8 protein-coding genes and 3 rRNA genes are annotated in these 13,257 nt (G+C 45.4%); 10 read left to right on the top strand and 1 reads right to left on the bottom strand.

From position 1 onward, the window contains the following. Positions 1-2: 2 nt before the first annotated feature. From PU629_RS16495 to PU629_RS16455, 9 genes are all read left to right on the top strand, one after another. The gene (locus PU629_RS16495) at positions 3-236 is read left to right on the top strand and encodes a hypothetical protein (RefSeq protein ID WP_275281139.1); all 234 of its coding nucleotides are present in this window, start codon (positions 3-5) and stop codon (positions 234-236) included. Between the two features lie 16 nt (positions 237-252). Beyond that, complete coding sequence (locus PU629_RS16490) at positions 253-1,629, top strand: four-carbon acid sugar kinase family protein (protein WP_275281138.1); 1,377 nt, start codon at positions 253-255, stop codon at positions 1,627-1,629. Between the two features lie 40 nt (positions 1,630-1,669). Then, positions 1,670-2,533, top strand: a complete 864-nt coding sequence (locus PU629_RS16485; RefSeq protein ID WP_275281137.1) for an NAD-dependent epimerase/dehydratase family protein — start codon at positions 1,670-1,672, stop codon at positions 2,531-2,533. Positions 2,534-2,569: 36 nt separating this feature from the next. Then, positions 2,570-3,340 carry an SDR family NAD(P)-dependent oxidoreductase gene (locus tag PU629_RS16480; protein ID WP_275281136.1) on the top strand — a complete coding sequence of 257 codons (771 nt, stop codon included), beginning with the start codon at positions 2,570-2,572 and terminating at the stop codon, positions 3,338-3,340. 50 nt (positions 3,341-3,390) lie between these two features. After that, positions 3,391-4,296, top strand: coding sequence for a fumarylacetoacetate hydrolase family protein (locus PU629_RS16475; RefSeq protein WP_275281135.1), 906 nt, complete (start codon positions 3,391-3,393; stop codon positions 4,294-4,296). A gap of 823 nt (positions 4,297-5,119) precedes the next feature. Next, a 16S ribosomal RNA gene (locus tag PU629_RS16470) occupies positions 5,120-6,680 on the top strand. 124 nt (positions 6,681-6,804) lie between these two features. Next, a 23S ribosomal RNA gene (locus PU629_RS16465) occupies positions 6,805-9,754 on the top strand. Between the two features lie 64 nt (positions 9,755-9,818). Next, a 5S ribosomal RNA gene (rrf, locus tag PU629_RS16460) occupies positions 9,819-9,934 on the top strand. Together the 16S, 23S and 5S rRNA genes form the textbook arrangement of a ribosomal RNA operon. A gap of 504 nt (positions 9,935-10,438) precedes the next feature. Further along, positions 10,439-10,558 (top strand): GapA-binding peptide SR1P, encoded by a 120-nt coding sequence (locus PU629_RS16455; RefSeq protein ID WP_275281134.1) that lies wholly within the window; start codon positions 10,439-10,441, stop codon positions 10,556-10,558. Between the two features lie 52 nt (positions 10,559-10,610). Here the strand turns inward: PU629_RS16455 and PU629_RS16450 are convergent, their stop codons facing one another. Further along, a complete protein-coding gene (locus PU629_RS16450) occupies positions 10,611-12,089 on the bottom strand; it encodes an aminotransferase class I/II-fold pyridoxal phosphate-dependent enzyme (RefSeq protein ID WP_275281133.1) in 1,479 nt (492 codons plus the stop codon). 152 nt (positions 12,090-12,241) lie between these two features. Between PU629_RS16450 and PU629_RS16445 the strand changes: the two genes are divergently transcribed. Continuing rightward, positions 12,242-13,219: an NAD(P)H-dependent flavin oxidoreductase gene (locus tag PU629_RS16445; RefSeq protein WP_275284471.1), complete on the top strand. Its 978-nt coding sequence runs from the start codon at positions 12,242-12,244 to the stop codon at positions 13,217-13,219. Positions 13,220-13,257 lie beyond the last annotated feature (38 nt).

Here is a 13,257-nt window from a genome sequence, read left to right as displayed (position 1 = left end):
GAGTGGGCTCTGTTAAAAAAGGTGAGATTGTCAAAGTACACTTTCCTTTAAGTGAGTACCAAACCATTGAAAAAGCAATGGGACAAGAATATGTCGTGCAATGGCGCGGGGATGATGTCATACATATTTCTCCGGAAGGAAACCACAAGCCGCTTTATAATAATCGTAAAATTTATGATCAGGCGCCGATGAAAGAAGGTACCTTTCATCATCCTGAGCAAGAACTTATTTGGTAATAGAAGAGGTGAGCAAGTGAATCAAAAATTAATTGGATTCTACGGGGATGATTTTACGGGCTCGACAGATGCGATGGAAGCATTAACCTTAAGCGGGATTCGAACGGTTCTCTTTCTCAAAGCCCCATCTGAGAATTTATTGAATGAACAATTTCCAGATATTGAGGCTTTTGGTATTGCAGGTGTCAGTCGGTCGTTAGATGGACAACAAATGGAAGAAGAGCTTCGAGAAGCCTTTGAGAGTTTAAAACAGTCAAAAGCACGTGTCTGTCATTATAAAACCTGCTCCACATTGGATTCCTCTCCGCAGATTGGAAGCATTGGGAAAGCGATTGAGCTTGCCGTTGAAGTTTTTGATATCAATCAATCCTTTATTCCACTTGTGGTTGGTGTACCGAGATTAAAGAGATTTACCGTATTTGGCCACCACTTTGCAACATTAGAGGAGGAAACATACCGCTTAGACAGACATCCTATTATGTCTCAGCATCCGACAACCCCAATGGATGAATCCGATTTACGGATCCATTTGTCCAAACAAACACACCTTCCTATCGATCTTCTAAACGTTTTGGAATTAGAACAACCGACTAATAGAGTAAAAGAAATCATTGATTCAAAAGTGAAAACCCCTAACCAAATCCTTTTATTTGATGTCTTGAGTTCCAATCACTTGGAAAAAGCAGGTGAATTAATATGGGAGGAGTCCGAAAATGACCCGTTTTTTGCGGTTGGTTCATCAGGGATTGAGTATGCTTTGACGAAAACGCTTGAAACAATAGGTGCCTTTAAAAAGCCTCATTTTCCTCCACTACCATCGGAAGGTCCTGTCCTAGTTGTTTCTGGAAGTTGTTCTTCTATGACACAAAAGCAAATTAAGAGTGCCTTAGATTATGGGTTGATAGGTTTGAAGGTTTCTGGTGAACAGTTGCTTTTATCCAAGAATCGTAAAAATTATTGTGAACAACTTGTTCAAGAGGCCATTCAACTATTAGCTAAAGGGAAATCTGTTCTAATGTATTCGGCATTTGGTGATAATGACCCTGACATTCTCACAACGAAAAAGGGGCTAGAAGCTAATGGGATGGATCCAAAGGAAACGGGTCATTTATTTGGCGAACAGTTAGGAAAAATGAGTCAAGAAATTATTCGGAAACAAAAAATAAAACGGGTCATAATTGCCGGAGGAGATACCTCAGGGTATGTGTTAAAAGAGCTTGATATTTATGCGATGGAAATGATAAGTCCAGTATCTCCAGGGGCTCCTTTATGCAAAGCCTATTCGTATGATCCTAACTTTGATGATCTTCAAATTTGTTTAAAGGGTGGGCAAATGGGAGAACGAGATTTCTTTATTCAAGTTAGCGGGTTAATTGAGGATCATGGTTATTGAAATCTGAAAGTGCTCAACCGAATCTGAGGAGGGTTCAAATGTGAAAATTGCTGTTACAGGGGGAAGCGGAAGGATAGGACATTGGATAATCCAAGATTTAATTGATCACGGATATGATGTGATCAATTTAGATCAAAAGGAACCTGAAAAGTCCTTATGTCAAACGATTATCACAAATTTAACCGATTTAGGGCAGGTAGTGGGGGCATTATTTGAAGCGGATGCCATTATTCATATGGGGTCGATACCCGTTGCTTATTCCCATCCAAATGAAGTCGTTTTTCAAAACAATGTGATGACAACTTATAATGTCCTTGAAGCCGCTTATCTTCTTGGAATTAAAAAAGTTGTTATGGCTTCGAGTGAATGTTTGTATGGGATCTGTTTTTCAAAACATAAACTTTCACCAACTTATGTACCAATAGATGAAGCACACCCGCAACTTCCTGAAGATAGTTATGGGCTTTCTAAGATAGTCAATGAAGAAACAGCAGAGATGATGTGCCGACGAACTGATAGGCAGATAATTGCGTTGAGGATTACAAATGTTATCACGCCTGAAATCTATCAGCAGTTCCCTAACTTTATCTATGATCCATCGCGACGAGAGAATTTATTGTGGAGTTACATTGATGTTCGAGATGTTGCAAGTGCTTGCAGGTTATCTATTGAAAAAAGCTATTTAGGTTTTCAAGCCGTGAATCTAGCGGCTGATGAGACGTGTATGGCTATTAAGAGTTCTGAACTATTGGCGACTTGTTATCCAACTGTGACGGATATTCGTGAACCAATTGATGACTATCAATCATTACTTTCTAATAAAAAAGCTAAGCAATTACTTGGTTGGGAACCACAGTGCAATTGGCGTGAAGAAGTTAATAAAATGAAAGTGAAACCGTTTTAAACGAACTTTTAGAAATAAATGGGGGGATAATAGACGATGCGATTAAAGAATAAAATCACTCTTATTACAGGTGCAGGATCAGGGATTGGAAAAGAAACCGCCCTCCTATTTGCAAAAGAAGGAGCAAAGGTGGTTGTAACAGATATTAATGAAGCGTCTGGAAGACAGACGGTAAACGAAATCGAAGAAAAATATGGTGAAGCGATATTTATTCAAGTTGATGTGACTCAACCTGAAAGTGTACAAACAATGGTTGAAAAGATGGTCACGACATATGGTTCGGTGGATGTTTTGTTTAATAATGCGGGTATCAGCGGAGTTGGCCAAGCACATGCCTTGGAATACGAAGCCTGGAAGAGAGTTATGGATGTCAATGTGAATGGCGTGTTTCTTGTTACAAAATATGTCCTGCCATATATGATGGCACAAAAGAGCGGGTCCATTATTAATATGTCTTCTTGTATTGCGGAAATGGGACTTTCAGACAGAGCTTCTTATGCAGCAAGTAAAGGGGCAATCCTTGCGATGACTAAATCCATGCAGGTGGATTATGCTCCTTATAATATTAGAATTAATGCCCTTATGCCAGGAACCATCTTTACACCATTTGTGGAGGATTACTTATCAAAGGATCCTCATCCTGAACAGACAATTGAAGGCATAAAAAGACGCCAGTTATCTGGGGAGCTGGGAAAGCCCATTGATGTTGCCTATGCTGCGCTTTACCTTGCATCGGATGAATCTAAATTTATGATGGGTGCCCCTTTTATGATTGACGGAGGTGTCGTAAACGGGAAGTCCGTTTAAGGTGATACCAAAAGTGATTAAAATTAAAAGGAATAGAGGAGTAAAACACAATGAAACTTGTAACCTTTAAAAAAAATGAGCAGGATCGATTAGGTGTGAAAGTTAATGAGGGAATTATTGACATCAGAGAAGCACTTCTTTCTCACCCTTTAGATACTGTTCCTTCAAATATCATGGAAGTTATTGCGGGGGGATATCAGGCAGTCACTTTATTAAACAGTTACATCAATGAGTTAAAGGTAGATGGGGATCAAACGTATTTATTAGCAGAAAATGATCTGATTTGGGGGCCATGTGTAACGCAACCAAGTAAAATCATTTGTGTGGGATTAAACTATCGTAAACATGCGGATGAAACGAATGCCGCCTATCCAGAAGTGCCTATTTTATTTAATAAGTTTAACAACACGCTGACTGGCCATCGAAATGATATAGGAGTTCCAAACGTTACAGAGAAACTAGATTATGAGGTTGAGCTTGGAGTCGTAATTGGGAAAAAAGCTAAAAATGTATCTAAGGAAGAGGCACTAGACTATGTTTTTGGTTACTGCACAGCGAATGATTTATCAGCTCGGGATTTACAATTGAGAACGCAACAATGGTTACTTGGCAAAACTTGTGATGATTTCAGCCCAATTGGCCCTTATTTGGTAACATCAGATGAAATTGAGGATCCGCAAAATTTAAACCTTAGAACAGTTGTTAATGGTGAAATTCGTCAAAACTCGAATACATCGGACATGATTTTTTCATGCGATGAGATAATTAGTTATATTTCAAAACACATGACATTAGAGCCTGGAGATCTCATTTTAACGGGGACACCAGAGGGCGTGGTGTTAGGTTATCCTGAAGAAAAGCAAGTCTATATCCAGCCAGGTGATGAGGTAATCGTGGAGATTGAAGGATTAGGAAGCTTATCCAATAAATTTGTAGAAGAAAGTTCAAGTTATTAATAACTTGAATCATATAGGTTTTGATTGGTGGCTAAAAACCGTCAGACACTTAGTGCGTCTGACGGTTTAATTTTTTTAAACCCTAATGTTGATCACAAGAGAAAAATAGGAGACCCATTTTTTCCAAAAGATAAAAAAAGAGGGATGGTGGAAACTATATTAAGAGGCGAAAAATGGGTTTTGCCTGAGATCTCATGAATCGTCACTCTTATCAAGCCAATGAGATAAAGCTGATTTGGATTAAATACTCACGCCCATACGGAATAGGTGAGACTACTGCTTACCTCCTCATCTTAAAAAAGGGTAGGGATGCCCCCCGTATTTCTGGGGATTTTAAGCAAGGCAGCATGAAGCGATACTTGAGTGGTCATTTTGGACTTTGCGCTATCAGAATGAAAAAATGGTTTATGATTCTTAAAGAATTATAGTAATAATCTAATATCCTATTAAACCGCCTCTTTAAGAGAAGATATGTATTTTCATTATTTGTTTATAGAATAATAGTTGACCTTTTCACTGTATGGTGGTATATTAATAAACGTCGCTTCTGACGGGTGGTTTTAACAAAGAAAAAAACTTGTTGACTTCATCTTGTTGGCGTGATAAGATAATTAAGTCGCCTTTGAGAGACGGCGATTGATAGTGAAAGATTAGTAGATTGTTTCGTACATTGAAAACTAAACAAAAACCAAAAGCGCCAGTCAAAGTCATACTTTGAGTTTAACGCTAGGAATCAAACGAACATATTTTCCAAAGGGGGGACAGACCTCTTTTTAAAAGAGATCTGTCCCCATCAAAAGCCAGCAGTGCTTATAAACTGCACTTTTTTGAGAGTTTGATCCTGGCTCAGGACGAACGCTGGCGGCGTGCCTAATACATGCAAGTCGAGCGCGTGAAACTTCCAGATCCCTTCGGGGTGATGGTTGTGGATCGAGCGGCGGACGGGTGAGTAACACGTGGGCAACCTGCCTGTAAGACTGGGATAACTTCGGGAAACCGGAGCTAATACCGGATAATCATTGACACTGCATGGTGTCAATGTAAAAGATGGTTCTGCCATCACTTACAGATGGGCCCGCGGCGCATTAGCTAGTTGGTGGGGTAATAGCCTACCAAGGCGACGATGCGTAGCCGACCTGAGAGGGTGATCGGCCACACTGGGACTGAGACACGGCCCAGACTCCTACGGGAGGCAGCAGTAGGGAATCTTCGGCAATGGACGAAAGTCTGACCGAGCAACGCCGCGTGAGCGATGAAGGTCTTCGGATCGTAAAGCTCTGTTGTCAGAGAAGAACAAGTGATAGAGGAAATGCTATCGCCTTGACGGTATCTGACCAGAAAGCCCCGGCTAACTACGTGCCAGCAGCCGCGGTAATACGTAGGGGGCAAGCGTTGTCCGGAATTATTGGGCGTAAAGCGCGCGCAGGCGGCTTCTTAAGTCTGATGTGAAAGCCCACGGCTCAACCGTGGAGGGTCATTGGAAACTGGGGAGCTTGAGTGCAGAAGAGGAGAGTGGAATTCCACGTGTAGCGGTGAAATGCGTAGATATGTGGAGGAACACCAGTGGCGAAAGCGGCTCTCTGGTCTGTAACTGACGCTGAGGCGCGAAAGCGTGGGGAGCAAACAGGATTAGATACCCTGGTAGTCCACGCCGTAAACGATGAGTGCTAGGTGTTGGAGGGGCCACCCTTCAGTGCTGACGTTAACACATTAAGCACTCCGCCTGGGGAGTACGGCCGCAAGGCTGAAACTCAAAGGAATTGACGGGGGCCCGCACAAGCAGTGGAGCATGTGGTTTAATTCGAAGCAACGCGAAGAACCTTACCAGGTCTTGACATCCTCTGACCACCCTAGAGATAGGGCTTTCCCCTTCGGGGGACAGAGTGACAGGTGGTGCATGGTTGTCGTCAGCTCGTGTCGTGAGATGTTGGGTTAAGTCCCGCAACGAGCGCAACCCTTGATCTTAGTTGCCAGCATTCAGTTGGGCACTCTAAGGTGACTGCCGGTGACAAACCGGAGGAAGGTGGGGATGACGTCAAATCATCATGCCCCTTATGACCTGGGCTACACACGTGCTACAATGGGTGGTACAAAGGGCAGCGAAACCGCGAGGTCGAGCGAATCCCATAAAGCCACTCTCAGTTCGGATTGCAGGCTGCAACTCGCCTGCATGAAGCCGGAATTGCTAGTAATCGCGGATCAGCATGCCGCGGTGAATACGTTCCCGGGCCTTGTACACACCGCCCGTCACACCACGAGAGTTTGTAACACCCGAAGTCGGTGAGGTAACCGTAAGGAACCAGCCGCCGAAGGTGGGACAGATGATTGGGGTGAAGTCGTAACAAGGTAGCCGTATCGGAAGGTGCGGCTGGATCACCTCCTTTCTAAGGAAACGATTCTTAGCGTTAGGTGCTTTTGGTTATTTGTTTGGTTTTGAGTGTGTGAACACTCGAAATCGTCCCTTGAAAACTGGATAATGAAGTGCAAACAAGACATCAATTGTAACAAGGTTAAGCGAATAAGAGCGCACGGTGGATGCCTTGGCACTAGGAGCCGATGAAGGACGGAACGAACACCGATATGCTTCGGGGAGCTGTAAGTAGGCTTTGATCCGGAGATTTCCGAATGGGGAAACCCACTGCCCTGAACGGGCAGTATCCTTACCTGAATACATAGGGTATGGAAGGCAGACCTGGGGAACTGAAACATCTAAGTACCCAGAGGAAGAGAAAGCAAATGCGATTCCCTTAGTAGTGGCGAGCGAAACGGGAACAGCCCAAACCAAGAGGCTTGCCTCTTGGGGTTGTAGGACACTCATCCCGGAAGGGGAGCTGTAGACGAACCGGTTTGGAAAGGCCGGCCAGAGAAGGTAACAGCCCTGTAGTCGAAACAGACCCCCAACCTGAGTGGATCCTGAGTACGGCGGGACACGTGAAACCCCGTCGGAATCCGGGAGGACCATCTCCCAAGGCTAAATACTCCCTAGTGACCGATAGTGAACCAGTACCGTGAGGGAAAGGTGAAAAGCACCCCGGAAGGGGAGTGAAAGAGATCCTGAAACCGTGTGCTTACAAGTAGTCGAAGTCCTCCCCACCCACAAAAGCAGGCTTTTGCGGGGACCCGGGGGGATGACGGCGTACCTTTTGTAGAATGGACCGGCGAGTTACGATCTTAAGCAAGGTTAAGTTGAAGAGACGGAGCCAGAGCGAAAGCGAGTCTGAATAGGGCGATAGTTTAAGGTTGTAGACCCGAAACCGTGTGATCTACCCATGTCCAGGGTGAAGTTCAGGTAACACTGAATGGAGGCCCGAACCCACGCACGTTGAAAAGTGCGGGGATGAGGTGTGGGTAGGGGTGAAATGCCAATCGAACTCGGAGATAGCTGGTTCTCCCCGAAATAGCTTTAGGGCTAGCCTCGAGGGAAGAGACTTGGAGGTAGAGCACTGATTGAGTGAGGGGCCCCCACAGGGTTACCGAGTTCAGTCAAACTCCGAATGCCAAGGACTCATCCTCGGGAGTCAGACGGCGAGTGATAAGATCCGTCGTCGAGAGGGAAACAGCCCAGACCATCAGCTAAGGTCCCCAAGTATACGTTAAGTGGCAAAGGATGTGGCGTTGCCCAGACAACCAGGATGTTGGCTTAGAAGCAGCCACCATTTAAAGAGTGCGTAATAGCTCACTGGTCGAGTGGCGCTGCGCCGAAAATGTAACGGGGCTAAACGTATCACCGAAGCTATGGATCCCAATGGGATGGTAGGGGAGCGTTCTAAGGGCAGAGAAGGTAAACTGGAAGGTTTGCTGGAGCGCTTAGAAGTGAGAATGCCGGTATGAGTAACGAAAAGAGGGGTGAGAATCCCCTCCGTCGAAAGCCTAAGGGTTCCTGAGGAAGGTTCGTCCGCTCAGGGTTAGTCGGGACCTAAGCCGAGGCCGGAAGGCGTAGGCGATGGACAACAGGTTGATATTCCTGTACCACCAGGAGACGTTTGAGCAATGGGGGGACGCAGGAAGGCAAGGCAAGCGCGCTGTTGGTTATGCGCGTCCAAGCAGTAAGGCTGAAGGTGAGGCAAATCCCGCCTTCGTAAGGCTGAGCTGTGATGGGGAGGGAATTTTAGTACCGAAGTGCCCGTGCTTACACTGCCAAGAAAAGCCTCTAGCGAGTCTCAAGGTGCCCGTACCCCAAACCGACACAGGTAGGCGAGGAGAGAATCCTAAGACGCTCGGGAGAACTCTCGTTAAGGAACTCGGCAAAATGACCCCGTAACTTCGGGAGAAGGGGTGCTTGGCGGGGTGAATAGCCCTGCTGAGCCGCAGTGAAAAGATCCAAGCGACTGTTTAGCAAAAACACAGGTCTCTGCTAAACCGAAAGGTGATGTATAGGGGCTGACACCTGCCCGGTGCTGGAAGGTTAAGAGGAGGGGTTATCCTTTTAGGAGAAGCTCTGAATTGAAGCCCCAGTAAACGGCGGCCGTAACTATAACGGTCCTAAGGTAGCGAAATTCCTTGTCGGGTAAGTTCCGACCCGCACGAAAGGTGCAACGACTTGGATACTGTCTCAACGAGAGACCCGGTGAAATTATAGTACCTGTGAAGATGCAGGTTACCCGCGACAGGACGGAAAGACCCCATGGAGCTTTACTGCAGCTTGATATTGGATGTCTGTATCGATTGTATAGGATAGGTAGGAGCCTTTGAAGCCGGACCGCCAGGTTCGGTGGAGGCGTCGGTGGAATACTACCCTTTCGGTATGGACATTCTAACCCGGGACCGTAATCCGGTTCGGAGACAGTGTCAGGTGGGCAGTTTGACTGGGGCGGTCGCCTCCTAAAGAGTAACGGAGGCGCCCAAAGGTTCCCTCAGAATGGTTGGAAATCATTCGCAGAGTGTAAAGGCACAAGGGAGCTTGACTGCGAGACCTACAAGTCGAGCAGGGACGAAAGTCGGGCTTAGTGATCCGGTGGCGCCGCATGGAAGGGCCATCGCTCAACGGATAAAAGCTACCCTGGGGATAACAGGCTTATCTCCCCCAAGAGTCCACATCGACGGGGAGGTTTGGCACCTCGATGTCGGCTCATCGCATCCTGGGGCTGAAGTGGGTCCCAAGGGTTGGGCTGTTCGCCCATTAAAGCGGTACGCGAGCTGGGTTCAGAACGTCGTGAGACAGTTCGGTCCCTATCCGTCGCGGGCGTTGGAAATTTGAGAGGAGCTGTCCTTAGTACGAGAGGACCGGGATGGACACACCGCTGGTGTCCCAGTTGTTCCGCCAGGAGCACCGCTGGGTAGCTATGTGTGGACGGGATAAGTGCTGAAAGCATCTAAGCATGAAGCCCCCCTCAAGATGAGATTTCCCATGACTTTAAGTCAGTAAGATCCCTTAGAGATGATGAGGTAGATAGGTCCGAGGTGGAAGTGCGGCAACGCATGGAGCTGACGGATACTAATCGATCGAGGGCTTAACCTTAAATTAGTGTTTGTTTGACTTCCTATCTAGTTTTGAAGGTATGATCCTTCAATTAAATACTTTGTCCGGTGGTTATGGCGAAGAGGTCACACCCGTTCCCATCTCGAACACGGCCGTTAAGCTCTTCAGCGTCGATGGTAGTTGGGGGCTTCCCCCTGCAAGAGTAGAACGCCGCCGGGCAATCGATAAAGGAATCGTTTAAATGACGATTCCTTTTTTACATTGAATCATTAATTATTGATAGTGGCTGTGCCCCTGCACCTAACCTTGGTTTAAAAGAATGAGGTCATGCGCAAATCAACAAGGCGTCAATCGAAGAAGGGGACCCACGAAGTATTCCAAGCGATTAGATTGGCAAGAGTAGAACGCCGCCGGGCAACTGAAAAAAGGAGAATTGCGATTAAGCAGTTCTCCTTTTTGCGTTTATAGGGTGGTGGTGCGGCGAGTGTCTTTTTTTTGGAATAAAGCTGTGCAGGAATAGTATTAATGTAAACGGTATCAAATAGACTATTAATCACAGGAGTAAGCCAGCTTAAAGGGAACCCCTCGGTGAACGATCTGCGGCCCATTAATACGCTTATTTAATTATTTAAGACATACTAATTATGGTTGTAAACGGAATCAGTATGACATATTATAGAGATATCAAGTGATTAAATACTTAACAAAAAGGAGCTGGAAGACTTGGGCACCATCATCTGTCAGGAATGTGAACGGACGATTGAGCATGTTGATGATTTTAAAGTGTCTACTTTGTACAGTACCTGTTCGGCATGTAAGGATAAGACAAACAAGAAGAAATGAATGGAAAAAGGTGACCTTTTGGGGGAGGTCACCTTTTTTTATGAGGTTTAAGCTATTCTATTGGCGCAATTTCTTGGACAACTTTTAAGGTCTTCAAAGCGGGGTCTTCTGGTCCCTGAACAGGGAGACCGGCATCCATGTTTTCTTTAATATAATCTAAATTTTCTTTTGTAATAATTTCTCCCGGCGTGAAGATAGGAATGCCGGGTGGGTATACCATTACAAACTCAGCGATAATTCTTCCGACCGATTCTTCATATGGGACGAATTCGGTTTGGGCATAAAAGGCGTCGCGCGGTGAAAGGGCAAGCTTGGGCATTTGTGGAACATGGACCGGCATTTCTTTGTGAATCGGGTCCTTCCCGTTTTGCTTAAAAGTGTCCGACAGAGCACGCAAGCCATTAATGAGTGATTGAATAGAAGCTTCATCATCGCCGGAAGTAACGAGGCATAGTATGTTGTAAAGGTCTGATAATTCGACCTCAATCCGGTAATTTTCACGAAGCCAAACTTCTGCATCATACCCTTTGATCCCCAGTTTTTTAACCGAAATCAATACTTTAGTAGGGTCAAGGGCGGTAGTGGCTTTGGAATGCAGAATTTCTTCACCTGGACTATAGAGCCCCTCAATCTGGTTAATTTGATTTCTTGCGTGATCAGCTAGTTCGATAGCTCTGGAAATTTCCTTGTGGCCTTCCGTCGCTAAATGACGTCTAGCTGCATCTAAAGACGCGAGCAATATATAAGAAGTCGACGTGGTGGTTAACATGCTTAGAACGGCTTGTACACGCTGAGGGGAAACACGTCCGCGTTTGACATTTAAAACAGAGCTCTGAGTGAGAGAGCCGCCTAATTTATGAATGCTGGTGGCTGACATATCAGCTCCTGCCTGCATCGCTGACATCGGCAGTTTCTCATGGAAATGAATGTGAATGCCATGGGCTTCATCAACAAGGACGGGAACATTAAATCCATGAGCCACTTCGACGATCTCTTTTAAGTTTGCACTGACCCCGAAATAAGTGGGGTTGATCACTAATAAGGCCTTAGCATCTGGATGAGCTTGAAGCGCGTGTTTAACTGCCTCCGTTGAAATGCCATGTGAAATCCCTAATTCTCGGTCGACTTCTGGGTAGATAAAAATAGGCAGAGCACCTGAGAAGATAATCGCTGATAAAACGGATTTGTGTACATTTCGCGGAACCAAAATTTTATCCCCAGGTGAGCAAACCGCAAGAACCATTGTCATAATGGCACCGCTCGTTCCCTGTACTGAGAAAAAGGTCTCATCAGCACCAAACGCTTCAGCAGCTAATTTTTGAGCTTGCTGGATCATGCCATGAGGCTGATGCAGGTCATCTAAAGGTGCAATATTGATTAAGTCAATTTTTAAAGCATTTTCGCCAATGAATTCTCTGAACTCAGGATCCATTCCATTTCCTTTTTTATGACCAGGAATGTGGAAGGGAATCGGATTATTTTTGATATAATGGACTAAACCGGTAAATAATGGGGTCTCTTGTTGTGACAAGAACTTTCCACCACACTTTCTTATGGACTCCAAAATCGGAAGGTCAAGCAGGGCTTCTTTAACCGATTTCAAAAAGACAGACTAGGATTATCTTAGTCCATAACTTACCTTTTTATCAAGAAAAATTAAATGGGGAGGACAAAAATGTGACAATCTTAAAAACACGCCTGACAGATGCTCTAGCTATTAATTTGCCTATTATTCAAGGGGGACTAGCTTATTTGGCCTATTCAGAGCTTGCGGCTGCGGTTTCAAATGCCGGCGGGCTTGGGCAACTGACTGCTATGACTTGTTCATCTCCTGAAGATTTAAGAGATGAGATACATAAAATACGTCAATTAACCGATCGTCCATTTGGTGTGAACTTTGCGATTGGCCAGCATGGGCGTCCTTACGAGGAGATGCTTCAGGTGGCCATCGATGAAGGGGTTCCGGTCGTTTCGATTACCGGTGGCAATCCAACACCTGTCTTTGAAAAATTAAATCAAACCCCTATCAAGAAGCTCGTCTTAGTGGCAACAAAGAGACAAGCGATCAAAGCTGAGGCGTTAGGGGCCGATGCCGTGATGGTTGTCGGAAATGAAGGGGGAGGACATCTTGGCCGTGAAGAAATTGGTGGGTTGGTCCTCATTCCTTCTGTCGTTGATGCCGTTAACATTCCCGTTATCGCATCAGGGGGTTTTTCAGACGGAAGAGGCTTGATGGCGGCACTAGCACTTGGGGCAGAAGGGGTGGAGATGGGGACACGCTTCATTGCAACAAAGGAATGCGTCCATGCCTCAAAAACGTATCAGGAGATGATTTTAAAAGCCGATGAAACCGATACGGTTATCATAAAAAAATCATTGGGTGCCCCTGCACGAGCTTTAAAAAATGATTGGACAGCTTCCATTCTTAGAGAAGAAGAAAAAGGTAGCGGCTATGAGGGATTAAAGGCGTTAATCAGCGGTGAACGCAATAAAGCCTTAATCTATGATGGGAAAATGGAGGAGGGCTTTGGCTGGGCAGGTCAAACGGCTGGGCGAATACAGGATATCCCCACTGTTCAGACTTTGTTTGATCGAATAATGGCAGAAGCTCATCAAATTCGTGCTAAATGGGGCACTTCAATGGAAGAAAGAATGGGTTGATGCCGGTCATTTTCTATCACAACCACATATAATGATTA

The sequence above is a fragment of the Pullulanibacillus sp. KACC 23026 genome, from assembly GCF_029094525.1.
Classification (GTDB): domain Bacteria; phylum Bacillota; class Bacilli; order Bacillales; family Sporolactobacillaceae; genus KACC-23026.
Note: the sequence above shows the minus strand (reverse complement) of the source record. Positions and strands in the feature narration are given on the sequence as shown.

Coding starts and splice junctions, on each gene's coding strand:
- PU629_RS16480 (WP_275281136.1), top strand. CDS start 2,570: ATGCGATTAAAGAATAAAATCACTCTTATTACAGGTGCAGGATCAGGG.
- PU629_RS16475 (WP_275281135.1), top strand. CDS start 3,391: ATGAAACTTGTAACCTTTAAAAAAAATGAGCAGGATCGATTAGGTGTG.